The sequence below is a fragment of the Metabacillus lacus genome (genome assembly GCF_009674805.1).
Taxonomy (GTDB): domain Bacteria; phylum Bacillota; class Bacilli; order Bacillales; family Bacillaceae; genus Metabacillus_C; species Metabacillus_C lacus.
The window spans coordinates 53,200-77,014 of record NZ_WKKI01000014.1 but is presented as its reverse complement, the minus strand read 5'-3'; the positions used below and the strand labels follow the sequence as shown (position 1 = coordinate 77,014).

The window sequence follows — 23,815 nt, the reverse complement described above, 5'->3', positions numbered from 1 at the left end:
CATCCAGTTGGATCGAATACAAGCCAGCTAGCTGCATAAACCCATTTTAAAAAATCCAAATTCAAACCTTGGGGGGCCTTTTTTTGCTTTTTAAGACAGCACAATCCTCAATTTTCGTATAAATTCCGTCTATCACCTTTAAAAAGCTCAAAATGAGGGGTTTTCGGCATGATAACCGGAAATGCTTCCCTTAAAAGCCCTAAAATGAGCGCTTTATTTTGTTTAACCGGAAAACGTCCGCTTATTCTCCCCAACCGAAGCCCCCGCTCATTTCAAAGAGCTGTGTATGCCGGTAAAACATGATAACTCCTGAAATAAAAGAAGCGCTCAGGAATTTCTGAGCGCTTTTCCATTTTCTAATGTGTTCTGGTCACTGGGAGAAAGGAAACAACTCCCCAATAAGCGTAGAAATTCCCCTTATCCTGAAAAACATTCAAAACAGCCTTCAATAAAAGGACGAATTCCGTCTATTGGCTTCAAAAGCTCAAAATGAAAGATTTTTGGCAAGATAACCGGAAATGCTTCCCTTAAAAGTCCTAAAATGAGCAATTTTTTGCGCTTAACCGGAAAACATCCGCTTATTTTCCCTCACTGGGTCTCATGGCAGGAGGAGGAGCCCAAACAGTGAGGTGAGCATGATACTATCATAACCGCCGGAAGAAATTATTCACTGAATTTCTGAACCAGTCCTGCTTCCTTTCCGCCAAGATCACTTGCTTGCAATGCTTGCTTGAGGGTGCTGTAGGTTTTCATTTGGGTAAAATCCAGGCCAAGCTGGATGGACGTTTGTGCGACTTCCGGACGGATGCCTGAAATAGTAGAGTCAATTCCTAGCAGCTGAAGAATTTTAATTAAGTTGTGAATTTCCTGCGCGACCATTGTATCTATAATAGAAACACCAGATAAATCCACATACAGCATCTCAATTCCAAACTCACTGCACTTATTCGGGATAGTCTCCAGTAAATATTTTGCTCGTGCTGTATCAATGTCACCAATCAATGGAAGTATGCCAATCTTATCGCTTACGGGGATAACGGGTATGCTGAGCTCGTTAATCAGGCTTTGCTGTCCTTGAAGACGCGCAGCAGTCAGATCATAATAGAGCTGTGTCAGGGTAGTGTTGAGCTGGTCAAAGGCGGAATGGACAATCTGGCTCCAATGCATAACGTCTTTGATTTCTACAGTATCACTGTGATCAGCTGCAAACTGTTCAACAAAGCTCCAGTAGGTTTCACGGACTTTTCTCATAGCATCCAGAATTTCGTATATAGGTGTGGCGGATTCTACTCTGCTTTTTGCTATCATGAGCGCCCAATGCTCAATTTCTTCTTCCGCTACAACCTGATGTTCATTTATAAACGCGCTTGTGATTGTTTTGTTGGTTACGGCATTTTGCTCCCTCAGCATTTGCTCGACAGCGTCATCAGCTTCTGAGGAATAAACGGATCCTTTTTCACCTGAACGGGTTTTCAGCCACTTATCGGTAATGCGGGGTGCTAGTTCTGTAAGATATTCATACAGCTTTTCATCTAATTTGTTCATTTTTTGTGCTCCTGACTTCTATATTTGAACATACTAATTATCATACAATAACTTGGAAGCATAGTAAAACGGAACAAAAAAGCATGTTATTCATCATGAAAGGGTAAGAACATGATGTGGCTATTTGACATGCAGGAAATTTGTGGAGGGAGTTTTGATTTTGGCATATGTGCTGCTGGTGCTGGGTTTTGTTTTTCTGATTAAAGGGGCGGACTATTTTGTGGATGGAGCTTCAAAAATAGCGGCCTTTCTGAATATTTCACCGCTGCTGATAGGGTTAACCATCGTCGCTTTTGGGACCAGCTCGCCTGAAGCAACGGTCAGTATTTTGGCGGCACTTAACGGGCAAAGCGGCGTCACGCTTGGAAATGTTGTAGGAAGCAATATTTTCAATATTACCATTGTGGTCGGTGTGACAGCATTCCTATATCCTTTAAAAGTTGAAAATGAAACCATCCGGAAAGAAATTCCGTTTACACTGCTTGCGAGTGTGGTGCTGCTCATTTTCATCAGTGACACGGTGCTGCAGGGAGCAGCGGCGAACGTAATTACACGCGGAGACGGCATAGTATTGCTGTTGTTTTTGGTTATTTTTATGTATTACATATTTGAAGTGGCCAGCAGAAGCCGTGAGGAAACAACAGAAAAAGCTGAAAGTCCCGGTAGAAAAGCATGGAGTAAATATATTATCATTTCTGTAGCAGGGCTTGCAGGCATCATACTTGGAGGAGAATTGGTTGTCAGAAGCAGCACCTCTATTGCGCTTTCTTTTGGTATGAGCGAAACGCTGGTCGGGCTGACCATTGTCGCTCTGGGAACCTCTCTTCCCGAACTGGTCACGTCTGTTACAGCTGCTATCAAAAAACAGAGTGAAATTGCGCTCGGCAATGTGGTGGGAAGCAATATCTTTAACATTCTCCTTGTTACCGGGGCAGCCTCCGTTATTACGCCGCTTTCGGTTGACGACAGAATTTTTACAGACATTTCGCTCATGATTGTCCTGACTGTTCTGCTGCTGATTTTCTCTAGAACCAAATTTCGAATTGCAAGATCAGAAGGTATTGTGCTGGTGATTTCTTATGTTTTATACCTTATCTACATTATTCTTCGCAATTAGGAGGGTTTCTTTATGCCGAAAATTGAGTACAATTTTGTAAAAACAAATGGTATTGAATTGCATGTTGCAGCCTCAGGACCTAAGGATGGCAAGCTGGTCATCTTGCTTCACGGCTTTCCTGAGTTCTGGTATGGCTGGAAAAATCAAATAGGAATGCTCGCTGAAGCCGGCTACAGAGTGCTGGTTCCTGACCAGCGCGGCTATAATGTAAGTGACAAACCTGAGAAAATTAAGGACTATGAACTATCGAAGCTCAGCGCTGACATACTCGGGCTGATAGAGGCTGAGGGAAAAGAGTCAGCGGTGATCATGGGACATGATTGGGGAGGCGCGGTCGCATGGCATTTGGCGTCACAGCATCCTGAAATAGTGGAAAAGGTTTTGACTGTGAATATGCCGCATCCCAAGGCGATGTCAAAAATTCTTCCCCTCAATCCCTTGCAGTGGGTAAGAAGCTCGTATATGTTTTTCTTCCAGCTGCCTGCGATTCCAGAGGCCGCATTGAAGGCAAATTCCTATGGCGTTCTGGAAAGCAGCCTGACAGAAACAAGCATGCCCAAAACCTTTTCCAAGGAAGATTTGCAGTTTTACTATGATGCCTGGTCAAAATCGGGAGCCCTGACAGCAATGCTGAACTGGTACAGGGCGCTTTTACATCATGATTTTTCAAAAGTGAAAAGTATTCAAATTCCGGCGCGGATGATTTGGGGGAAAGGAGACGCCTTTCTCGGCCAGTCGCTGGCAAAGGAAAGCATCAAGCATTGTGAGAACGGACAGCTCATTTTCGTTGACGAAGCAACCCACTGGATTCTCCATGAGCAGCCGGCAATTGCAAACAGGCTCATCCTGGAGTTTTTGGAAGAATCATAGAAATAGAAAGGCCCAAACAGTATGGAGTTTGGGCCATTTTTTATTAGTAATACCGATTCACAACAATCGTTTGAAACTCCTGAATCAAAAAGTCCAGTTTGTCAAAGTTTTCAGCATTATCTACACTTTCCTGCAATGCTTTCATATGGTGTTCAACAGGCTCTGATACCTCAAATGTGGAGAGGATATGATGAACAATCACATCCATCGCTTTAGAAGTATTTTCTTTCAGCGGCTCCAAATCATTGCTTGCAAAGGTGAATCCTGTTTCACCGTCCAGCTCTTGTGCTTTTGTGATCAGGCTATCATATCGACCAGTATCCATCTCCAAATCCCTCCAAAAGTTTAGGTAACTTTCTTTACCCCCAAAAACTTTTTTTCAAAAGCCCTGTCTTTAGAAAGTACAGGGAACAGCCGATATAAAAGGCATAGAGAGAAAAAATGTAGAAAATAGGGGAGATTGGCACATGACAGCAATAGAAAAATTACAAATGAGAGATTTGAAAACAAAAAACAAACTAATGACGATTACATTTTCTACTTCAGTTCTGCTGGCGCTGCTTAGCACCATATTAGCAAAGGAGTTTCACCGTTCTCCTGCCTACGCTGTTGAACTGATTTTGTTAGTCGGCGGGTATTTTGTCTTTCACAACCTGCTGAAAAAAGAAAAGCTTTTTCCGTACTACAGCATTATTGCTATTTATATTTGTACAATTTTGGGAATCGTTTTTTCCGGTCCAAGCTTGGGCATGATACCCATTCTATTTTTCCTGGCCATTTTTTCAGCAGTACAGTTTAAAACAGGATTGTTTCTAATTGGCTATCTTTCCGGGCTGGTTTGCTTAATTGCAAATACGTACCTGTCTTCTCCCGATCAGGCCCTGCTGAAAACTGCGTTTACCACGACTCTGCTTGGTTATCTTTTAACCGGCGTACTGCTAATCGTGCTGATCCGGTTAAATATCAGGCAGTTCAATGAACTGCAGGACTTTGTAGAACAGGCGGAAATAGAAGGTGCTGCCAAAGAGGAGCAAAGACAGCATTTGGAAAGAGAAGTGGGCGTGATTGTAGAGTCTATTTCTAAAGCGAATTCCCAGGTGCAGACCAACCTGTCGTCACAGTCGGAGATGAGAATTGCAGTGACTGAAATTGCTGCAGGAAGCCAAGCGCAGACTGAACAAATTAATGACATTGCCGAGCATGCCCATTATAATCTTGTGTCGATGAAAAAGATGAAAGAAGCCGCTGGCGACATGATCGCGGAAACAAAGCAGGCTGAAAGCATTGCCCAAAACGGCCAGGACAAAATTCAGCAGCTTTCACATGAAATGGATGCACTGCAGGGACTGGTAGCAGATCTTAATACCACTTTTGGCGATCTTACAGCAAAAATAAAAGAAACAAATGCTTTCACTGATAACATCAAAAAAATTACCGAGCAAACCAATCTTCTCGCCCTGAACGCATCAATTGAAGCCGCAAGAGCAGGAGAGGCGGGAAAAGGGTTTTCCGTGGTAGCAGAAGAAATCCGCAAGCTGGCTGAAGTGACAAACGAGACGACCATAAAAATTACAGGCAATCTGGAATCTGTCAATGCCTCAAGCGCTCTTGCCCGTGACAAAATGGAAGCGAGCAGCGTCCGCCTTAAAAACAGTTTGTCATCGACAAGCGAGGCTTCAGAAACCTTTGGAAAACTGGGTGAAGTGATTGCCCGGATTAACCAGAGCTTTTCAGGCTACAGTACGCTCACACAAGAAACAGAGGCAAAAACCTCACAGGTGGAGGCAGCCACAAATGAACTGGCGGCAATAATAGAACAAACAAGTGCCAGCCTGGAAGAAATTCATGCCACGATCGAAAATCTGAACAAGGACAATCAGCAGATCGGCAATTTTATTGAAGAAACAGCAAAAAGCGCGGTCAAGCTGACCGAAAAATCTTAAAAGCACAGATAACATGTGCTTTTTTATATTGCTGTAACTAATGATATTAGTTATAATACTAATATCATTAGTTTAAGGGGTGACAGAATTGAAAATTGTGAAGAATCGTTATTTGTATCAAGTATCTTTTCTGAGTTCACTGTTTCCTGTAAATTGTTATCTTGTGGAGGAAGAGGAAGGCCTCACACTCGTTGACGCAGCGCTGCCATACAGCGCCAAGGGCATTTTGCGCGCGGCAGAGGGAATTGGAAAGCCGATTACTGGTATTGTTCTAACACATGCACATGAAGATCATACAGGAGCGCTGGATCACCTTAAACGTGCACTTCCTGCCGTGCCTGTTTATATTTCAGCGAGAGACAGCAAACTGCTGGATGGAGATGTATCTCTTTTGCCGGACGAACCACAGCAGCCCATTAAAGGCGGAGTTCCTAAAAAACTGAAAACAAGGCCTGATGTTCTTTTACATGACGGCGACTATATCTCATCTTTGCAGGCTGTCAGCGCACCGGGACACACGCCGGGAATGATGGCGTACTTAGATAGTAGGACGGGTGCTCTTTTGGCAGGAGACGTGTACCATACAAGAGGCGGAACAACTGTCGCAGGAGACATCAGGCTTACTTTTCCGTTTCCGTCCCTGGCAACCTGGAGCAGAGATCTCAATCTGCAAAGTGCCAAAAAACTGCTGGAACTGCAGCCAACATTGCTGGCAACGGGTCATGGCGTAATGCTGAAGCAGCCGCAGGAAGAAATGAAAGCGGCAATAAGCAGAGCCCAAAAAAAGTTTAGTAAGGAGAGTAGAGTGTGAGACAAGGACTAACGAAAGGGATCATCGTAGAGGCAGCTGCCTCCATGATAGAAGAGGATGGGAGCAATGCCCTGAGCCTTGCCGCACTGGCAAAGGTGCTTGGAATCAAAACGCCATCACTTTATAACCATATTGATAGCATGGCTCATTTGCGTGAAGAACTCACAACTTTTACGCTGAGCAAGCTGTATGCAGCTATTAGTGAAGCAGCCATCGGAAAAGCCGGACAAGAGGCGCTGCATGCCATTGGCTTCCAATATGTCACCTTTGTCCGGGAACATCCAGGATTATATGACATGACAATACAAACAAAAGAAAACCCGCACATCAGCGAAACAGGAGAAAAAATTGTAGCGCTGCTGCTGAAGGTGCTGAAGCCTTATGAATTTCAAGAAGATAAAGCGCTGCATGCGGTGCGCGGACTTAGAAGCATGGTGCATGGCTTCGCTCTACTGGAAAGAAACGGTGAATTCAACCTGAACCTGGACCGCGATGAAACACTATCCTTTATGCTGGAAGCTTTTTTGAAGGGGCTGCGGGAGTGATGGGGGGTGGGCTGGGTTTGTTATGCGGTTGTTGCTGCGGATTCGTGATAATAGTATCGAGACCGGGGGCTTTGTTATAGGATCTTGGAAGATAGTAGAGCAAACGGGGGTACTTTGTTATAGGATCTAGAAGAATAGTAGAACAAACTCGGGAACTTTGTTATAGTATCTCAAAGATAGTAGAACAAACTCGGCCACTTTGTTATAGTATCTCGAAGATAGTAGAACAAACTCGTCCTCTTTGTTATAGTATCTCAAAGATAGTAGAACAAACCGAGCCACTTTGTTATAGCATTTCAAAGATAGTAGAACAAACTCGCCCTCTTTGTTATAGTATCTGGGGTTTTTTCCGAGATAGTAGAACAAACTCGGCCACTTTGTTATAGTATCTCGAAGATAGTAGAACAAACCTGCCCACTTTGTTATAGCATCTCAAAGATAGTAGAACAAACTCGGCCACTTTGTTATAGTATCTCAAAGATAGTAGAACAAACTCGCCCTCTTTGTTATAGTATCTGAAGTTTTTCCCGAGATAGTAGAACAAACAGGTCGCTTTTTTAAAGTATCTTTCTTATACTATCTGAGATTCCCTCCGAGAAGTAGAACCACCCCCACCCCTTCCAGCAACCCTCCCAAATAAAAAAACCAAACCCCAATAAAAGGGGTCCGGCCTTTCTGCATCATTCATTCTTATGTTTTAAACCTGCTGATTTCTTCTTTTAGTTCTTGCGCCGCTTTTGAGAGGTACTGGACAGATTGCTGGATTTCTTCCATGGCTGCCAGTTGTTCTTGTGCTCCCGATGAGGCGGCCTGGGTGGCACCGGCGGATTCTGATGCGATTCCGGCTACTTCTTCGACGGAGGCGCTGATTTCCTGTGCACTTGCAGACATTTGCTCGGAGGTTGCGGATACTTCTTGTATTTGGACATTTACGTCATTGACGGCTGAGTAGATTTTTTTGAATTTTTCTCCTGTGGCTGCCATGATTTCCATGCCTGTTTCTGCCTGTATTTTCCCCGTGTTCATTGTGATGACCATTCTTTCTGTGTCAGCCTGGATGCCGGTGATGATTGCGGCGATTTGTTCTGCAGAGGTTTTGGAGCCTTCCGCAAGCTTCCGGACTTCTTCCGCCACTACGGCAAAACCTTTTCCGTGTTCGCCGGCTCTGGCTGCTTCGATTGCTGCGTTGAGCGCCAGCAGGTTGGTCTGCTCGGAGATAGCGGTAATCACTTCAATGATTTTATCAATCTCTTTGGAGCGGCCGTTCAGCTGTTTGACAATTTCCGAGCTTTCTTCTACAGACTGTGAGATGACTGCCATCTGCTCAATTGCTTTTTGAATGGATTCTGTACCGGCTTCAGCCTGTGCTGTTGCACCGACAGCGGAGGAGCCTGCTTCCGTTGTTTTAGATGCAATGTACTGAACACCGCTTGCAATTTCCTCCATGGCACGCGCTGTTTCTTCTGCGCTTTTCATTTGTGTTACTGCTCCATCTGACAATTCATCAATTGATTTTGTCATCTGCCTGCTGATCGCAGTAACTGCTTCAGAGTTGGAAGACAGCTGCTGGGATGAAGCTGCGAGCTGGTTTGATGTATCGTTCGCTTTAGATATCAAAGATGAAAGGGAAGTGACCATCATATTAAAGGCATTGCCCAGCCTTCCTGTCTCATTGCTTGATTGTACGTTAACAGTTGCTGTTAAATCGCCTTTACTCACTTTTTCTGCCGCCGCAACCAGCTGGCGGATCGGCCTGACGATGCTGGTAATATTAAAGTAATTATAAACACTTCCGATAATAGCGAACAGGCCGATGACGCTAAGGGTGATGATAAGTATAGGTTGTGAGGCCTCAGCAAATTCAGCAGTGTCCAATGCGCCGACAATTTTCCAGCCGGTCAGAGGGTTTGTGGAAAAAACCATTTCTTTGCTGCTGCCCTCATATTCATAAGTAAAATGACCCTGTTCACTTTCGAAAATCTGATTTGTGATGCTTTCGTCAACTGTGTTGCCTGTGTTTAATAGTGGATGAACCGCAATTCGCCGCTCTGCATCAAATATGGCAGCATAGCCCTTTTCCCCAATATTTACGCTTAAAGCACTTTTCTTCAGTGAATCAAGATTCACGTCAAAGCCGATGACACCGCCGCCGCCCTCTAGTGCTTGAGCTACGGTGACAATCATCTCTCCGCTTATTTCATTTTCGTAAGGACTTGTGATCACGGTTCTCTCCGTATCTTGAAGAGCTTCTTTATACCAGTCTCTTGTCCGGAGGTCGTAACTTTCAGAAGAAACTGCCTGCGGTAATGTCACTTGCCGCCCTTGATCGGTTACGGCAAAAGAAAGGCTGATATCCTCAAAAGAATTTGTAATTCCGCTGAGCAATAGCCTTGCTGTTTCAGCATTATTTTCGTTCATGTCATCAGCTGAAAGCTGGTTTGCAAGCATTTCGGCCAGCTCAGTTTTGTTGTTAAGGCTCTCCGTTACTGCATTGTTCAAAATATACACGCTTTGGGAAGCGGATTGAAGCATTTGATCTTTGACTTCCCCTTTTGCCGTAAAATAGGAAAGTGCTCCAAGCGCCAATGTCGGAATGAGCAAAAGCGTGGTGGCAAATAGGATCAATCTTGTTACAATAGATAAATTTCTGCCCATGTCTCTATCTCCTCACTTTTTGTATTCGCTGTTTCGCAATACTTGCTGTTTTTCATCCCATACAGAAAGTTCAACTGATAGCCCCTTGCTCCTTAAAAAAGTCCAATCACAACAGTTGAAAAGCAAACATTTTTACGAAAACTGCCGTTTATTTTTATGTTCGGCATAACTAATATCGTCAGAATCAGAAATATTTTAAATGTGATGAAGTTTACAGTTTACGGGAGGGGATATAGTAAAGAAAAACAGCCTGGAGGATGAAAAATATGATGGATGCACTTTCAAAGAATTTTAGAAAACCAGAGGGTATTCTTGGAAAAATTGCCGGGAAGGTGATGTCTTGGGAAAATCAGGAGATTAATGAGTGGACAGTGGAAAAGCTTGAGATACAAAGCGGAGACAACGTGCTTGAAATCGGGTATGGTCCGGGCTATGGAATAGAATATATTTTAAGCAACTATGAAGGTACATCAGTGGATGGAGCGGATGTGTCGGAAACGATGAAAGAGCAGGCGGGCAAGCGGCTTCAATCTTTTATAGAAGAAGGCAGGGCCAGGCTTTGGGCAGTTGACATAGAAAAAGCAGAACTGGAGAAGGAGTCCTATGACAGGGTATTGTCTGTTAACAACTATACAATTTGGGATTCGCCGCGTGAGGGCCTTGAAAATGTTGTGGCTGCCCTTCGCCCGGGAGGAAGAGCAGCAATCACGATGCAGCCGCGCCAGGAGGATGCTGCCACTGAAAAAACGAAAAAGTATGCCAAGCAGATTCAGGATGATTTTTTAGCCTGCGGAATGGAGAATATAGAAGTGAGCTATAAGGATGTACGTCCGGAATTAACTGTCTGCGTGACTGCAGTCAAACCGGTGAAATAGGGTGCTTGCTCTTGTTTTTTAACGAGAGCATGCTATAATTATCTTGAAACTGAGATAATTATAGCTTAATACCTTGAAATCAAGATAAATATACAGGAGGCTGTTTATATGAAATTACTTGGAATGCACCATGTTTCCATTCTGACTGGAAGCGCAGAAAAAAATTATGCTTTTTATACAAAGGTTCTTGGCATGAGACTTGTGAAAAAAACGGTTAACCAGGACAATACAAGATCGTATCATTTATTTTACGGTGATGCCAAAGGCAGTCCCGGAACAGAAATTACCTTCTTTGATATTCCCGGACTTGGCAGAACCTATGAAGGAGTTTCCAACATCTCCTCAACCTCGCTCCGCGTAAAAACGAAGAAATCACTTCAATTTTGGAAGCAGCGGTTTGAAAAGCTTGGGATTACGCATGAGGAGATTGCTGTAAGAGCAGGAAGGGAGACACTTGCTTTTCAGGACGGCGAGGGAACAAGATTGATCCTCGCTGCTGATGACGGCGAAGAGGGTGTTGCAGCGGGAGAACCGTGGTCCACTGAGGAAGTTCCAGCTGAGCATAGTATTGTCGGGCTGGGTCCAGTCACTTTAACTGTAGCGAATCCGGAGCCGACGATCGGGGTGCTGATAGAGGTATTGGGCTTTAGAAGGAAAGGATCTTACCCGGCAGCTGATGAGAACAGGCCGGATATCCTTGTGTTTGAGACGGGCGAGGGCGGATCTGGCGCGGAAATTCATATTGAGCCAAGGCCGGATCTTTCACCAGCAAGACTGGGCCGCGGAGGCGTTCATCATGTGGCTTTTCGTGTACCAAACAGTGAGGAATATGAAGCGTGGGCTGAAAAATTGAAGGATCTCAGAATTCCTAACTCAGGTAAGGTGGACCGCTTTTATTTTCAGGCTTTGTACTTCAGAGAGCCGAACAATATTCTTTTTGAGCTGTCAACGGACACTCCTGGCTTTGATGCGGATGAGCCAATGGAAACTCTCGGCGAGCGCCTGTCTTTGCCTCCGTTTTTGGAACCCAGCCGCGCGAAAATTGAAGCTGAATTAAGGCCGTTGGATATTTAAAGTAAGATTTTAAAAATATTGAAACATTTTCCATATTCCCTTCGTTTCATGAGTGTAATGAAATATGAGGGGAGAGATATATAATGAAAAAATGGAAATCTGTTTCTGTAGCTGCTATTGCTTCTGCTGCTCTTTTGTTTGGAGCCCCGGCTGTCATTCATGCCGCTGATTCGCCTCAGGTGATGCTTTTCAAATATCCTAGCAAGGGACTGATAAAAGAAGGCGCTAGGGGCCATGAAGTTCAGGTGCTTCAGGGGGCATTGAACAAAGTAATAAAATCCAATCTTTCACCAGATGGTGTTTACGGCCCAAAAACCTCTCAGGCTGTGCTTGCTTATCAAAAATCAAAGAGCTTTCTTGCCAATGACGGAATTTACGGACCAAGAACACATAAGGCGCTGACAGAAGATTACTTCAAAAGCGATTTGCCAAATGAAATCCTAAAGCCCGGCAGCAAGGGGCAGGGAGTGCTTGCGCTTCAGAGAGCCCTGAACGACTTATCCTACAATGTAAAAGAAGATGGCATATATGGAACTCAAACAAAAGAGGCTGTTATCAAATTTCAAAAGAGATTTTCAAGTCTTACGGCTGATGGCATATATGGACCAAAAACGAAAGATGTGCTTGAAAAAGTATTGAACGACTAGGGAGAGAGGGGAGGCAGTCAGCTCTCCCTTTTTGGTATTCACCGCCTCCAATCTTATCGGGTTATAGATTGCATTCTCTGTGCTATACTATCTTGAAAAAGGTCAATGGAGGTGCCGCAATGAGCGGAGAGCAGTTTCCAAGACTGGAGACAGACCGGCTGATCTTGAGAGAAATGGTTCTGGAGGATGCGCCTCAACTCTACAGGTACTGGTCGGATTCACAAACAGTTCAATATATGAATATAGAGAAGCTGAAGAAAGTGCAGGAGGCGGAGGATATGATTGCCCTCTTGAATTCTCTATATGAAAAGCGGGAGGCTGTCCGCTGGACCATTACTGAAAAGGAAAGCGGCCAGATTATTGGCACTTGCGGATACAACAGCTGGGAAAAAGAATCTCAAAGGGCGGAGGTCGGCTATGATCTCGGGTGGCAGCACTGGGGCAGAGGGTTTATGTCAGAAGCACTCCCGGAGCTTCTTGCCTATGGTTTTCAGGTATGGGAGCTTCATCGGATAGAAGCAAAAGTGTATCCGGAAAACGAAGCATCCAGAAGGCTGTTGAATAAGCTCGGTTTCACTGAAGAAGGTGTGCTGAGAAAATATGAAAAACGACAAAACTCTTATGAAGATGTGATTCTATATTCTTTGCTAAAGGGAGAATTTGGCGAAAAATAGTAAAAAAGAACAAATAAAAGAAGGAACCTCTTACATTTTCTAGAAAAGATAGAGGGGCAGATTTTCCAGGGGGCATCTGACAGCAGATGTCTTTTTTTTATTTTAGGTCTTTGGGCCTGTTGATAAATGAAGATCTGACCGATATAAATAGTGATCATAAAAGGGAGAGGTGTCACAGAATTGAAGGGAAGAAGTTACAGCAGCGCGATTGCAGCCAGTCTGATTGCCGTATTGTTTTTATTCTCAACTCTATTTTTCTATCAACCTGCCGCAAAAGCCGCCGTATTTGAAGGAACAGTCAATGCCACAGAATTGAATGTTCGTTCAAGTCCAAGTACAACTGCATCCATTGTAGTCAAGCTAAAGAAAAATCAGGCGGTATCTGTCCTTGAACAAAAGTCCGATTGGTACAAAATTCAGTTTGACAAGAAAACCGGCTGGGTGTCTTTAAAATATATCACAAAGAAAACGGCTCAGCCTGCAGTTGCCAGCAAGACCGTCTATGTGAAAACAGCTGATCTGAATCTCCGGGCTGCGCCCAACACAAGCAGCAAGGTGATTACAAAATTGAAAAAAGATACAGCCCTGACGGTTATTTCTGTCAGCGGCAAGTGGACGCAGGTTTCTGTCGCCAAGCAAAAAGGCTGGGTCAGTAATGACCATATTTCTGCTGCAAAGCAAGGGCCGGAAGTGAAATCGTCTACAGCGAAAACAGCCTATGTGAAGGCTTCATCTTTGAACGTCCGCACTGCTCCCAATACAACCAGCAAGGTTGTCGCCACTTTGAAAAAAGATGCACAGGTGACGATCGTTTCCACCAGCGGAAAGTGGAACGAAATCACGTTTGCTAAACAAAAAGGCTGGGTGAGCGGAGAACATTTAACTACCCAGGCTCCTGCTCCGGCAAAAGCTGCTCCCAAGGCAGAAACCAAGCAGGCAAAAGTTTCCGGTACAGCTACATTGAACGTCAGAAGCGGCCCTTCAACAAACGAGAAAGTTGTCGGAACCCTGAAGCAGAATGACCTTGTTACAGTCAGCAAAACAAGCGGAACATGGTCTTATATATCTGCTTCAAAAATAACCGGCTGGGTTGCAACCCAGTACTTAGCTTCTCCTTCCGCAGCGCAGCCTTCCAAGGAAAAAGCAGCGGAACCAATTCTGCAGTTTGTCACGCTGCTGGCAGACGCAGAGATTAAAGCAGGCCCTGACAACACACAAAAAACAATCAGCCAGCAGCCGGCAGGAGCTGTTTTTGTCAAAGTCGAAGTTTCAAAAGGGTGGGTAAAAGTTCAGCTGAGCAGCAATCAGTTCGGCTGGGTGGAAGAAAGCCTGACGATTTCTGAGGTAACTGCTCCAGCACCCATTCCTCCTGCAGCACCGGCCAGTGTACTGAAAGGTAAGATCATTGTGATAGATCCGGGCCATGGGGGAACAGATCCAGGTGCAGTAGGACGAATTACAAAAGAAAAGAATTTGTGCCTAACCACTTCACTGTTTCTCGCTGAAATGCTTCGCAATGAGGGTGCGAAAGTCATCATGACAAGAGAAAAGGATGTTTATCCAAGCTTGTCTGAGCGTGTGGCAATCAGCAACAAAAGCAATGGAGATGCCTTCATCAGCGTCCATTATAATGCTCACACTTCCACATCTACCGGAACAATGACATTTTATTATACAGACGTAAAAGATAAAAAGCTTGCAGCAGCACTTCAGTCAGGAATAGCAGCTAACACACCGCTTCCTGATAAAGGAGTAAGATATGGAAATTATCAAGTTATCCGTAATAATAAAATTCCATCTGCATTGGTCGAGCTTGGCTTTATCTCCAATCCTAATGAAGAAAAAATACTTGCTACTGAGGACTATCAGCGCAAAGCCGCAAAGGGCATGCTGGAAGGTTTAAGAAAGTATTTCGAACAGAAAAAATAAAAAAGCAGCTGCCTCAAAAGGTTAATCCCTTTTGGGGCACTTTTTTTGCTCACAACCCCGGTAAAACCTGCCTCTGCTGTTTCTATCAGCAGTCAGCCTCTCGACTTTTCACGCATTATGCTGTATTAATAGAGTCAACAAACTTTTTAGGAGCTGCCCTGTTTATGATTGTAAAAGCCCTCATTGCGCTATTTCTCCCATTTTTGCTGGTGGTGTTTTTTACGCGCGTGACATACAGCCGGTACATCGGTGCTTTGCTCACAGCAGCACTTTTGGCTGCATCGGTTTATTCCGGCTATACCGATACTGTGCTGATTGGCGTGCTGGATGTCCTTTCTCTGATTGCCGGATTTCTCTATGCCAAGAGAGTTTCAGATCATCTCAATGGATAAGCCCCACACACGTGGAGGCTTTTTTTGGGTTCAATTTCACAGCTGCTCCTGATATAGAAGTTTTTCATCAGGCAGGAATGGATAAACTAAGGGGAGATGCATTCATCTCTGCAGCTATACATGCTGTAAGGGGTGGAACTACTTAACAGAAAAATTCCAAACGAACTTTAGTTCGTATTTTTGGTGATTTTACTCTTCTATATGGTAAACTAGATAACAGATACTTCCTATTGAAATGGAGGCTATGATTTTGGAAAATAGATTTGAGTTAGTCTCGAAGTATAACCCTCAGGGCGATCAGCCTGCTGCGATCAAGGACCTTGTAGAGGGCCTGAAGCAGGGGAAGACGCATCAGACACTTCTGGGGGCAACAGGTACGGGAAAGACATTTACAGTTTCCAATGTAATTAAAGAGGTTAACAAGCCGACTTTGATCATTGCACATAATAAAACCCTTGCTGGACAGCTGTACAGTGAGTTCAAGGAATTTTTTCCGAATAATGCAGTTGAGTATTTTGTGAGTTATTACGATTATTATCAGCCTGAGGCCTATGTGCCGCAGACAGATACTTTTATAGAAAAGGACGCAAGCATCAATGATGAGATTGATAAGCTCCGCCACTCCGCTACGTCTTCACTGTTTGAGCGGAACGATGTAATCATTATTGCCAGCGTATCTTGTATATATGGTTTAGGTTCTCCTGAGGATTATAAGGAGCTTGTTATTTCCCTCCGGACAGGAATGGAAATTGAGAGAAATGCGCTTCTACGCAATCTTGTTGATGTGCAGTATGAGCGGAATGATATTGACTTCAGGCGCGGAACCTTCCGGGTACGCGGAGATGTTGTGGAAATTTTTCCAGCGTCCCGAGATCAGCACTGTATCCGGGTTGAGTTTTTCGGAGATGAGATTGACCGCATCCGCGAGGTTGATTCCCTGACAGGCGAGATACTGGGGGAACGGAATCATGTTGCCATTTACCCTGCATCCCACTTTGTTACGCGCGAAGAAAAGATGGCCATTGCCATTAAAAATATTGAAAAAGAACTGGAAGAGCGATTGAAAGAACTGCACGAAAATGGAAAGCTGCTTGAAGCGCAGCGCCTTGAGCAAAGAACCCGCTATGATCTTGAAATGATGAGAGAGATGGGCTTTTGTTCAGGAATTGAAAACTATTCGCGACAGTTAACGTTAAGGCCGCCGGGTTCCACGCCGTATACGCTCCTGGACTTTTTCCCGGAAGACTTTTTGATTGTCATTGACGAGTCCCATGTGACTCTGCCTCAGATTAGAGGGATGTTCAACGGCGACCAGGCCCGCAAGCAGGTTCTTGTTGATCATGGTTTCAGGCTGCCGTCCGCAAAGGACAACAGGCCGCTGAGGTTCGAGGAATTTGAAAAGCATATTCGTAACATTATCTTCGTTTCAGCGACACCTGGTCCTTTTGAGCTGGAACATACTCCTGAAATGATTCAGCAGATCATCAGGCCGACAGGGCTGCTTGATCCAACGATTGATGTCCGGCCGATTGAAGGACAGATTGATGACCTGATTGGTGAAATTCATATGAGGGTTGAGCGGAATGAACGTGTGCTTGTGACAACCCTGACAAAGAAAATGTCGGAGGATTTGACGGATTATCTGAAAGACATCGGCATTAAAGTAACATATCTTCATTCAGAGATTAAAACGCTGGAACGAATTGAGATTATCAGAGACTTGAGGCTCGGGAAAGTCAATGTTTTGATTGGAATCAATCTTTTGAGAGAGGGACTGGACATTCCGGAAGTCTCGCTTGTTGCCATTCTCGATGCCGACAAGGAAGGATTTCTCCGTTCAGAAAGGTCGCTGATCCAGACGATCGGCCGTGCCGCGAGAAATGAAAAAGGCCATGTGATTATGTATGCCGACAAAATCACAAATTCAATGAACATTGCGATGAACGAGACAAAACGCCGCCGCGAAATTCAGGAAGCTTATAATGAAAAGCACGGCATTACACCGGAGACGATTCGAAAAGACATTCGTGACGTTATCAGGGCAACAAAAGCTGCAGAGGATACAGAAGAGTATGGTGCAGCGCCTAAGTTTGGAAAGATGAACAAAAAGGAAAGAGAAAATGTAATAGAGCAAATGGAAGCGGAAATGAAAGAAGCTGCAAAAGCGCTCAACTTCGAACGCGCAGCAGAGCTTCGTGATTTGATATTAGAGCTGAAAGCGGAAGGATGACCGATATATGGCTATGGATAAAATCGTGGTGAAAGGAGCAAGAGCGCATAACCTGAAAAATATCGATGTGACGATTCCCAGGGATAAGCTGGTCGTACTGACCGGCCTTTCTGGTTCAGGAAAATCTTCTCTTGCCTTTGACACCATCTATGCGGAGGGACAGCGCAGGTATGTAGAATCCCTGTCCGCGTATGCCCGCCAGTTTTTGGGGCAAATGGACAAGCCGGATGTGGACGCGATAGAAGGGCTCTCTCCGGCTATTTCAATAGATCAGAAAACAACGAGCCGAAATCCGCGCTCAACAGTTGGAACGGTGACGGAAATTTATGATTACCTGAGGCTGCTTTTTGCCAGGGTCGGCCGTCCGGTCTGCCCGAATCACGGTATTGAAATTTCCTCTCAAACCATTGAGCAGATGGTGGACCGCGTGTTGGAGTATCCAGAGCGCACAAAGCTTCAGGTTCTTTCGCCGCTTGTTTCCGGACGAAAGGGTACACATGTCAAAGTGCTTGAAGATGTTAAAAAGCAGGGATATGTGCGCGTCAGGGTGAACGGCGAGATGATGGAGCTTGCTGACGATATTACGCTTGAGAAAAATAAAAAGCACTCCATTGAGGTTGTGATTGACCGGATTGTGATCAAAGAGGGCATTGAGGCCCGTTTGGCGGATTCCCTTGAAGCAGCACTCAAGCTTGGCGAGGGCAAGGTCATCATTGATGTGATCGGAGAAGAAGAGCTCCTGTTCAGCGAGCATCATGCCTGTCCTCTTTGCGGTTTTTCAATAGGAGAGCTGGAACCGAGGATGTTTTCCTTTAACAGCCCGTTTGGCGCATGTCCAGACTGCGACGGACTCGGCTCAAAACTGGAAGTGGACATGGAGCTCTTGATTCCAAACAGTGATCTTTCTCTGCGCCAGCATGCAGTGGCACCATGGGAACCGACAAGCTCCCAATACTATCCGCAGCTGCTGGAGGCTGTGAGCAATCATTACGGCATCGATCTCGACACACCTGTTAAAGATATTCCCAAGCATCAGTTAGACAAAATTCTTTATGGCAGCGGAAACGATAAAATTTATTTCCGCTACGAAAATGATTTTGGCCAGGTGCGTGAAAATTATATACATTTTGAAGGTGTTATCAGCAATGTAGAACGAAGATTTAAAGAAACGAGCTCAGATTACATCAGGGAGCAGATGGAAAAGTATATGGCACAGCAGGACTGCCCGACGTGCAAGGGGCACAGGCTGAAGAAGGAAAGCCTGTCGGTACTGATTAATCATCAGCATATCGGCAATATTACGGCTCTTTCTGTGCAGGAAGCATATGATTTCTTTTCGACTGTTTCTCTTACTGAAAAAGAAATGAAGATCGCCAATCTGATTTTTAAAGAAATTGTTGAGAGGCTCGGCTTCCTGAACAATGTGGGGCTGGAATATTTGACGCTGAGCAGATCAGCCGGAACGCTGTCAGGCGGGGAGGCGCAGAGAATCCGCCTTGCCACCCAGATTGGTTCAAGGCTGACAGGTGTCCTTTATATCCTCGATGAGCCTTCTATTGGACTTCATCAGCGGGATAACGACAGGCTGATTGGCACGCTGCAAAACATGCGCGATATCGGCAATACGCTGATTGTTGTTGAGCATGATGAAGATACCATGATTGCAGCGGATTATCTGATTGATATCGGCCCTGGAGCAGGGATACATGGAGGCCAGGTGATTTCAGCAGGTACACCTCAGGAAGTGATGAATGATCCTAATTCATTGACCGGGCAGTATTTGGGGGGCAAAAGGTTCATTCCGCTTCCGGCTGAGCGCAGAAAGCCTGACGGCCGTTATATAGAAATTAAGGGAGCGTCAGAAAACAATCTGCGCAATGTGAATGTGAAATTTCCGCTGGGAACATTCATCTCAGTAACTGGTGTGTCCGGTTCCGGAAAAAGTACGCTGATCAATGAAATTCTTCACAAGTCTCTCGCGCAAAAGCTTCATAAATCCAAACAGAAGCCTGGGGACCATAAAGCAGTCAAAGGGACGGAACAGCTTGATAAAGTCATCGATATTGATCAGTCGCCGATCGGCCGTACGCCGCGTTCCAATCCTGCCACCTATACAGGTGTCTTTGATGATATCCGTGATGTATTTGCCACCACCAACGAGGCAAAAGTCCGCGGCTACAAGAAGGGCCGGTTCAGCTTTAATGTAAAGGGCGGCCGCTGCGAAGCCTGCCGAGGAGACGGCATTATCAAAATTGAAATGCACTTTCTCCCAGATGTGTATGTTCCCTGCGAAGTCTGCCATGGCAAGCGCTATAACAGGGAGACCCTTGAAGTGAAATATAAAGGAAAAAACATTTCTGACATTCTAGATATGACGGTGGAAAACGCTGTTGATTTTTTCGAAAATATTCCCAAAATCAAGCGCAAGCTGCAAACGATCTTTGATGTTGGACTGGGCTATATTACGCTTGGCCAGCCGGCAACAACTTTGTCAGGAGGGGAAGCACAGAGGGTAAAGCTTGCTTCTGAACTTCACAGACGTTCCACGGGAAGATCTCTTTACATTCTTGACGAGCCTACAACAGGCCTGCACGTCGACGATATTGCCAGACTGCTGAAGGTGCTGCAGCGCCTTGTAGAAAATGGCGACACTGTACTCGTCATTGAGCATAACCTGGATGTGATAAAAGCAGCTGATTATATCATCGATATGGGTCCTGAAGGAGGAGATGGAGGCGGAACGGTTATTGCATCCGGAACTCCGGAAGAAGTTGTAAAGGTGAAAGGTTCCTATACGGGAAAATACCTCAAACCTATTCTGGAAAGAGACAGGGAAAGAATGAAAAGAAGGATCAGCGAGAAGGAAGCTGTTGTAAAAAGTTAACATTGGAGGAACGGATCTATGCTAAGTAGATCCGTTTTTACATATAGTTGATTGTGATGAGCATATAAAAATAAATGAAACCTCTCCTGTACCTCTTTCGTAGTAACTATTAAGGAGCTGATACTCATGCAGTCAAAGAGCCTGCTATCTTGCCTTTGCTATTTCAGTGTTTTTTTTGCGCCATTGATATTTCCGGTTATCGTCTATTTTGTTGCCGATGACGCAGAAACAAAAATGCATGCAAGAAAGTCGCTTCTCTCACACTTGCTGGCGCTTATCACGGTTGCCATTGCTTCAATCAGTTTTATCTTCGTTTTGGGAGCAGCCGTGTCCATAGGGACAGAATTATTCTTGTTAACAGTAGCCGGTTTTTTCCTATTTGGTCTAGTGAACCTAATGATCATCGTGTGGAATATTGTTCAAGGAGTTAAGCTGTTAAAAACTGTTTAAAATTGACATTTTAAAGGAGCTGGAAAGCAATGAAAGAGGAGAAAAAAAGAATACTTAGGTTAGTAGAACAGGGTAAAATAACTGCTGAAGAGGCCATTACGCTGATTGAAAGGCTTGAAGACGATTATGCTGCGAAAGAAGAGAGCATGATTTCTGCTCTTTCCACTGAGGTGCTGTCTCAAGATAATAGCGGCAGCCAGAAGAGCGAACAGCAGTCTCATCAAAAGCAGTCAACATTTGCTGCCAAGCTGATCGATTTGATCGACGGAGCTGTTAAAAAAGTAAAGGAACTGGATCTGGACCTGGATCTGCCGATCGGACAGTCACAGGATGTAAACCACACCTTTCAGTTCAATGGGGGAAGCTTGGACAGCCTGTATCTTCAATTTGTCTACGGAAGTGTTAACATCCTGCCGGGCAGCGGAGAGGATATCCGAGTTGAATGTGAAGCGAAGGTTTACAGAACAGACAGTTCAGAAGAGGCAAGAACCTTCTTTTTGGAAAACTTTGCAGTTGACCTTGAAGCTAACAAACTCAGCATTGTTTCAGATAAAAAAACCTTAAAGACAAATGTGACTCTGTACATCCCTGAAAGAAACTATAATGACGTCCAAGTGAGACTGTTTAACGGGCCAATCAGAGGGGAACATGTAACTGCAAGAGAGTTAAAAGCAAAGACCGCTAATGGCATGATTTCGTTTCAATCACTGAGCGGAGGATCTGCAAGTCTTGAAACAGCCAATGGGCAAATCAAATTGGCCAATAACCAAAGCAAAAAGATAGAAGCAGAAACAATTAATGGGATTATTGATGTGAACGGCAGCCCCGAAAAGCTTGATTTGCAGAGCTTCAACGGAAACATAGTGGTTGATTTGTTCAATCAGTCCTGTTCGACCCTGCTGGCAAAAACGACAACGGGAAGCATCGATGTGTATCTTCCTGAGCATACTCCCATTAATGGCGAGTTAAAATCTAATTTCGGAAATCTTTCAGCTTCTGTAAAAGGTGCTGAGATACTCACCGAGAAAAATGAAAATCTTCAAAAGGAACTTAAAATAGGAACAGGGGATGCACAGCAGGCCCTCAACCTTTTTGCAGAAACTAAAACAGGTTCCATATCCATAAAACATAACAAGAGGTGATGCTGAGTGAAACGTTTAGTCCGATCTAGACATGACAGAAAATTATCAGGAGTTCTGGGAGGCCTGGCAGCCTATTCAGGCCTTGATGCCACCCTGCTCAGGGTGATATACGCAGTCGCATTTATTTTCACAGGCTTTTTTCCATTAGGAATCGCTTATATTGCCGGAATTATCCTCATGCCAAATGAATCAGAAGGAACGCTCTGATCATGGCAAGATGGGCCATTAGCATTCTGGTCAATGCGGTCATACTCATTGTAGTGGCAGGCTACTTCAATTCCTTTTATTTAAGCGGAATTGGAGCAGCCATTGTTGCCAGTGTGATACTGAGCATTCTGAATGTGCTGGTCAAGCCGCTGCTCGTGCTGCTCACCCTGCCGGTTACAGTGTTAACTCTGGGATTGTTTCTCTTTGTCATCAATGCCATTACCCTGATGATTACACAGGGAATGATGGGAGATTCATTTCGTATCGATGGGTTTGGCACTGCTGTTTTGGCAGCGATTTTTATTGCAGTGCTGCATCTCCTGATCCAAAAAGCGGTGGTTGAACCGCTTCAAAATAGAAGAAGACCGTAGGAAAGCTCTCTGACAAGGGGGCTTTTTTATTTGTTGAAAAAGATTTTCTATAAAAAGCCAATAGAAAAAGCCGCAGATTCCTCTGCAGCTCTCTATCTTTCTGTTCCCCCTGTTCTGGCAAGGTAGACAGACATGATAATGTATGTGCTAAACAGCAGAAACAGAAACAGCGGTACCGGCAAAACATTTTCTATGTGCATTGTGTCACCTCACTACTTTAATGTTTCCAGTGGAACCGGAAATAATAAATAGAAAATGAGAGCAATCGGAGCTGATAAAATTAAAGCAGCTACAGGATATCTATAATGAATTCTCAAAATACTGAACAGGATTATATTCAGCCAAATGTTATGCCAGCTGTTCCATCCATTGTCATACACATACATTCCTTTATGGGCGAACAGTGCCTGAATGACAGTGAAAAAAGCTACCCATACGGAAAAATAAATGATCCTTGCTCTTCTAGCAGCATGAAAAGGATAACGCTGCAAATAGATAATGAGTGCCATCGGACAAATAAAGAAGGAAAATGCAAGGTTAATAATTGAATGATTCAGCCATTCAGCAGTAATGCCTCGAAAAGCCCACAGTGTATGGTTAAAATACAAATGGTTATAAACAAAGTTGATCACCACAAAAAATAGAATTGTCGGATATTGCTTGTGCCACTGCCTCCAGTCAATGAATTTATAGGCAAACAGAATCCAGACAACAATGACTAACAACAAATACATACGTAACCACCCTAACATAGAGAATGTTACCATCTTTGACAGAATTGTTTGTCACTATACAGGGAGAGCAAAAAGGGCTGTTTGCTGAGTGTGAGGGGGATGGTTTTTAGCTGGTGGGGAGAATTGCTAACTGTTTCAAAGGCAGCAAAAAAATCCCGGCTGCTACTCCGGGATTGTGACAAGTTTTATTTCCAGTTGTTGGTGATAAACTCTTCCCTGCCTGATTCAACGCGCTCCTGCTTATATTTCTCAGGATTTTTTTTGTAAAAGTCCTGGTGATACTCTTCTGCAGGATAAAACGGGGCTGCAGGAAGAATTTCAGTTACAATCGGTTTTTGAAAACGACCGCTTTGCTCCAGCTCTGATTTGGATTTTTCGGCAAGCGCCTTTTGTTCTTCAGTATGATAAAAGATGGCTGCTTTATATTGGCTGCCGCGGTCGAAAAACTGCCCTTCGTCATCTGTCGGATCAATTTGGGGCCAGTACAAATCCAGCAGCTGCTGATAAGGAAATACTTCAGGATCATATGTGATTCTAACAACTTCATAATGTCCTGTGCTACCCGTTTTTACCTGCTCATATGTTGGGTGTTCTGTATGGCCGCCTGAATAGCCGGAAACAATTCCTTTAATGCCGGGAAGTTCATCAAAAGGTTTCACCATGCACCAAAAGCAGCCCCCGGCAAACGTTGCCAGCTCTTCTTGATTTTTTTCCATTTCT

Annotated in this window: 22 protein-coding genes; 17 read left to right on the top strand and 5 right to left on the bottom strand. The window is 44.5% G+C overall.

From position 1 onward, the window contains the following. Positions 1–663 precede the first annotated feature (663 nt). Complete coding sequence (locus GJU40_RS09545) at positions 664–1,545, bottom strand: STAS domain-containing protein (protein WP_154307529.1); 882 nt, start codon at positions 1,543–1,545, stop codon at positions 664–666. A 160-nt stretch (positions 1,546–1,705) separates the two neighbouring features. Here GJU40_RS09545 and GJU40_RS09540 point away from each other — a divergent pair, with 160 nt between their 5' ends. Both GJU40_RS09540 and GJU40_RS09535 read left to right on the top strand, forming a co-directional pair. Beyond that, positions 1,706–2,662 (top strand): calcium/sodium antiporter, encoded by a 957-nt coding sequence (locus GJU40_RS09540; protein ID WP_154307537.1) that lies wholly within the window; start codon positions 1,706–1,708, stop codon positions 2,660–2,662. 12 nt (positions 2,663–2,674) lie between these two features. After that, positions 2,675–3,532 (top strand): alpha/beta fold hydrolase, encoded by an 858-nt coding sequence (locus GJU40_RS09535; RefSeq protein WP_154307528.1) that lies wholly within the window; start codon positions 2,675–2,677, stop codon positions 3,530–3,532. 43 nt (positions 3,533–3,575) lie between these two features. Here the strand turns inward: GJU40_RS09535 and GJU40_RS09530 are convergent, their stop codons facing one another. Then, a complete protein-coding gene (locus GJU40_RS09530) occupies positions 3,576–3,857 on the bottom strand; it encodes a hypothetical protein (RefSeq protein WP_154307527.1) in 282 nt (93 codons plus the stop codon). A 142-nt stretch (positions 3,858–3,999) separates the two neighbouring features. Between GJU40_RS09530 and GJU40_RS09525 the strand changes: the two genes are divergently transcribed. From GJU40_RS09525 to GJU40_RS09515, 3 genes are all read left to right on the top strand, one after another. Beyond that, entirely contained in the window at positions 4,000–5,475 is a 1,476-nt protein-coding gene (locus GJU40_RS09525; RefSeq protein ID WP_154307526.1) for a methyl-accepting chemotaxis protein, read from the top strand. Positions 5,476–5,563: 88 nt separating this feature from the next. Continuing rightward, a complete protein-coding gene (locus tag GJU40_RS09520) occupies positions 5,564–6,286 on the top strand; it encodes an MBL fold metallo-hydrolase (protein ID WP_154307525.1) in 723 nt (240 codons plus the stop codon). Then, positions 6,283–6,831 carry a TetR/AcrR family transcriptional regulator gene (locus GJU40_RS09515; protein ID WP_343031493.1) on the top strand — a complete coding sequence of 183 codons (549 nt, stop codon included), beginning with the start codon at positions 6,283–6,285 and terminating at the stop codon, positions 6,829–6,831. The genes GJU40_RS09520 and GJU40_RS09515 overlap by 4 nt, the downstream gene beginning before the upstream one ends. A gap of 690 nt (positions 6,832–7,521) precedes the next feature. On the opposite strand, the gene GJU40_RS09510 is transcribed toward GJU40_RS09515, so the two are convergent. Then, entirely contained in the window at positions 7,522–9,486 is a 1,965-nt protein-coding gene (locus GJU40_RS09510; RefSeq protein ID WP_154307524.1) for a methyl-accepting chemotaxis protein, read from the bottom strand. Positions 9,487–9,752: 266 nt separating this feature from the next. Here GJU40_RS09510 and GJU40_RS09505 point away from each other — a divergent pair, with 266 nt between their 5' ends. The 12 genes from GJU40_RS09505 to GJU40_RS09450 all read left to right on the top strand — a co-directional run bounded on the left by GJU40_RS09505 (position 9,753) and on the right by GJU40_RS09450 (position 22,361). Next, complete coding sequence (locus GJU40_RS09505; RefSeq protein WP_170289370.1) at positions 9,753–10,361, top strand: class I SAM-dependent methyltransferase; 609 nt, start codon at positions 9,753–9,755, stop codon at positions 10,359–10,361. Positions 10,362–10,469: 108 nt separating this feature from the next. Further along, positions 10,470–11,435 carry a ring-cleaving dioxygenase gene (locus tag GJU40_RS09500; RefSeq protein ID WP_154307522.1) on the top strand — a complete coding sequence of 322 codons (966 nt, stop codon included), beginning with the start codon at positions 10,470–10,472 and terminating at the stop codon, positions 11,433–11,435. An 83-nt stretch (positions 11,436–11,518) separates the two neighbouring features. Next, positions 11,519–12,082, top strand: coding sequence for a peptidoglycan-binding domain-containing protein (locus GJU40_RS09495; protein WP_154307521.1), 564 nt, complete (start codon positions 11,519–11,521; stop codon positions 12,080–12,082). Positions 12,083–12,201: 119 nt separating this feature from the next. Next, complete coding sequence (locus GJU40_RS09490; RefSeq protein WP_154307520.1) at positions 12,202–12,756, top strand: GNAT family N-acetyltransferase; 555 nt, start codon at positions 12,202–12,204, stop codon at positions 12,754–12,756. A 180-nt stretch (positions 12,757–12,936) separates the two neighbouring features. Continuing rightward, complete coding sequence (locus GJU40_RS09485) at positions 12,937–14,685, top strand: N-acetylmuramoyl-L-alanine amidase family protein (RefSeq protein ID WP_154307519.1); 1,749 nt, start codon at positions 12,937–12,939, stop codon at positions 14,683–14,685. A 164-nt stretch (positions 14,686–14,849) separates the two neighbouring features. After that, positions 14,850–15,077 carry a DUF2198 family protein gene (locus GJU40_RS09480; RefSeq protein WP_154307518.1) on the top strand — a complete coding sequence of 76 codons (228 nt, stop codon included), beginning with the start codon at positions 14,850–14,852 and terminating at the stop codon, positions 15,075–15,077. A gap of 250 nt (positions 15,078–15,327) precedes the next feature. Then, positions 15,328–17,307, top strand: a complete 1,980-nt coding sequence (gene uvrB, locus GJU40_RS09475) for an excinuclease ABC subunit UvrB (protein ID WP_154307517.1) — start codon at positions 15,328–15,330, stop codon at positions 17,305–17,307. Between the two features lie 7 nt (positions 17,308–17,314). Continuing rightward, complete coding sequence (gene uvrA, locus GJU40_RS09470) at positions 17,315–20,191, top strand: excinuclease ABC subunit UvrA (protein WP_154307516.1); 2,877 nt, start codon at positions 17,315–17,317, stop codon at positions 20,189–20,191. Between the two features lie 126 nt (positions 20,192–20,317). Then, positions 20,318–20,641: a magnetosome magnetite crystal formation protein family gene (locus tag GJU40_RS09465; RefSeq protein ID WP_154307515.1), complete on the top strand. Its 324-nt coding sequence runs from the start codon at positions 20,318–20,320 to the stop codon at positions 20,639–20,641. Positions 20,642–20,670: 29 nt separating this feature from the next. Next, positions 20,671–21,783 (top strand): DUF4097 family beta strand repeat-containing protein, encoded by a 1,113-nt coding sequence (locus GJU40_RS09460; RefSeq protein ID WP_154307514.1) that lies wholly within the window; start codon positions 20,671–20,673, stop codon positions 21,781–21,783. 6 nt (positions 21,784–21,789) lie between these two features. After that, the gene (locus GJU40_RS09455; protein ID WP_343031492.1) at positions 21,790–21,990 is read left to right on the top strand and encodes a PspC domain-containing protein; all 201 of its coding nucleotides are present in this window, start codon (positions 21,790–21,792) and stop codon (positions 21,988–21,990) included. Between the two features lie 2 nt (positions 21,991–21,992). Next, on the top strand, positions 21,993–22,361 hold the full coding sequence (locus GJU40_RS09450; RefSeq protein WP_154307513.1) for a phage holin family protein: 369 nt from the start codon (positions 21,993–21,995) through the stop codon (positions 22,359–22,361). Between the two features lie 212 nt (positions 22,362–22,573). Here GJU40_RS09450 and GJU40_RS09445 read toward each other — a convergent pair whose 3' ends face one another. Both GJU40_RS09445 and msrA read right to left on the bottom strand, forming a co-directional pair. Beyond that, positions 22,574–23,095: a CBO0543 family protein gene (locus tag GJU40_RS09445; RefSeq protein ID WP_154307512.1), complete on the bottom strand. Its 522-nt coding sequence runs from the start codon at positions 23,093–23,095 to the stop codon at positions 22,574–22,576. Between the two features lie 185 nt (positions 23,096–23,280). Further along, positions 23,281–23,811: a peptide-methionine (S)-S-oxide reductase MsrA gene (gene msrA, locus GJU40_RS09440; protein ID WP_154307511.1), complete on the bottom strand. Its 531-nt coding sequence runs from the start codon at positions 23,809–23,811 to the stop codon at positions 23,281–23,283. Positions 23,812–23,815: the final 4 nt, after the last annotated feature.

Bases quoted from the DNA above. Each gene is read 5' to 3' on its own strand.
- GJU40_RS09545 (WP_154307529.1), bottom strand. From the start codon at position 1,545: ATGAACAAATTAGATGAAAAGCTGTATGAATATCTTACAGAACTAGCA.
- GJU40_RS09535 (WP_154307528.1), top strand. From the start codon at position 2,675: ATGCCGAAAATTGAGTACAATTTTGTAAAAACAAATGGTATTGAATTG.
- GJU40_RS09530 (WP_154307527.1), bottom strand. From the start codon at position 3,857: ATGGATACTGGTCGATATGATAGCCTGATCACAAAAGCACAAGAGCTG.
- GJU40_RS09525 (WP_154307526.1), top strand. From the start codon at position 4,000: ATGACAGCAATAGAAAAATTACAAATGAGAGATTTGAAAACAAAAAAC.
- GJU40_RS09510 (WP_154307524.1), bottom strand. From the start codon at position 9,486: ATGGGCAGAAATTTATCTATTGTAACAAGATTGATCCTATTTGCCACC.
- GJU40_RS09505 (WP_170289370.1), top strand. From the start codon at position 9,753: ATGATGGATGCACTTTCAAAGAATTTTAGAAAACCAGAGGGTATTCTT.
- GJU40_RS09500 (WP_154307522.1), top strand. From the start codon at position 10,470: ATGAAATTACTTGGAATGCACCATGTTTCCATTCTGACTGGAAGCGCA.
- GJU40_RS09495 (WP_154307521.1), top strand. From the start codon at position 11,519: ATGAAAAAATGGAAATCTGTTTCTGTAGCTGCTATTGCTTCTGCTGCT.
- GJU40_RS09490 (WP_154307520.1), top strand. From the start codon at position 12,202: ATGAGCGGAGAGCAGTTTCCAAGACTGGAGACAGACCGGCTGATCTTG.
- GJU40_RS09480 (WP_154307518.1), top strand. From the start codon at position 14,850: ATGATTGTAAAAGCCCTCATTGCGCTATTTCTCCCATTTTTGCTGGTG.
- uvrA (WP_154307516.1), top strand. From the start codon at position 17,315: ATGGCTATGGATAAAATCGTGGTGAAAGGAGCAAGAGCGCATAACCTG.
- GJU40_RS09465 (WP_154307515.1), top strand. From the start codon at position 20,318: ATGCAGTCAAAGAGCCTGCTATCTTGCCTTTGCTATTTCAGTGTTTTT.
- GJU40_RS09460 (WP_154307514.1), top strand. From the start codon at position 20,671: ATGAAAGAGGAGAAAAAAAGAATACTTAGGTTAGTAGAACAGGGTAAA.
- GJU40_RS09450 (WP_154307513.1), top strand. From the start codon at position 21,993: ATGGCAAGATGGGCCATTAGCATTCTGGTCAATGCGGTCATACTCATT.
- GJU40_RS09445 (WP_154307512.1), bottom strand. From the start codon at position 23,095: ATGTATTTGTTGTTAGTCATTGTTGTCTGGATTCTGTTTGCCTATAAA.
- msrA (WP_154307511.1), bottom strand. From the start codon at position 23,811: ATGGAAAAAAATCAAGAAGAGCTGGCAACGTTTGCCGGGGGCTGCTTT.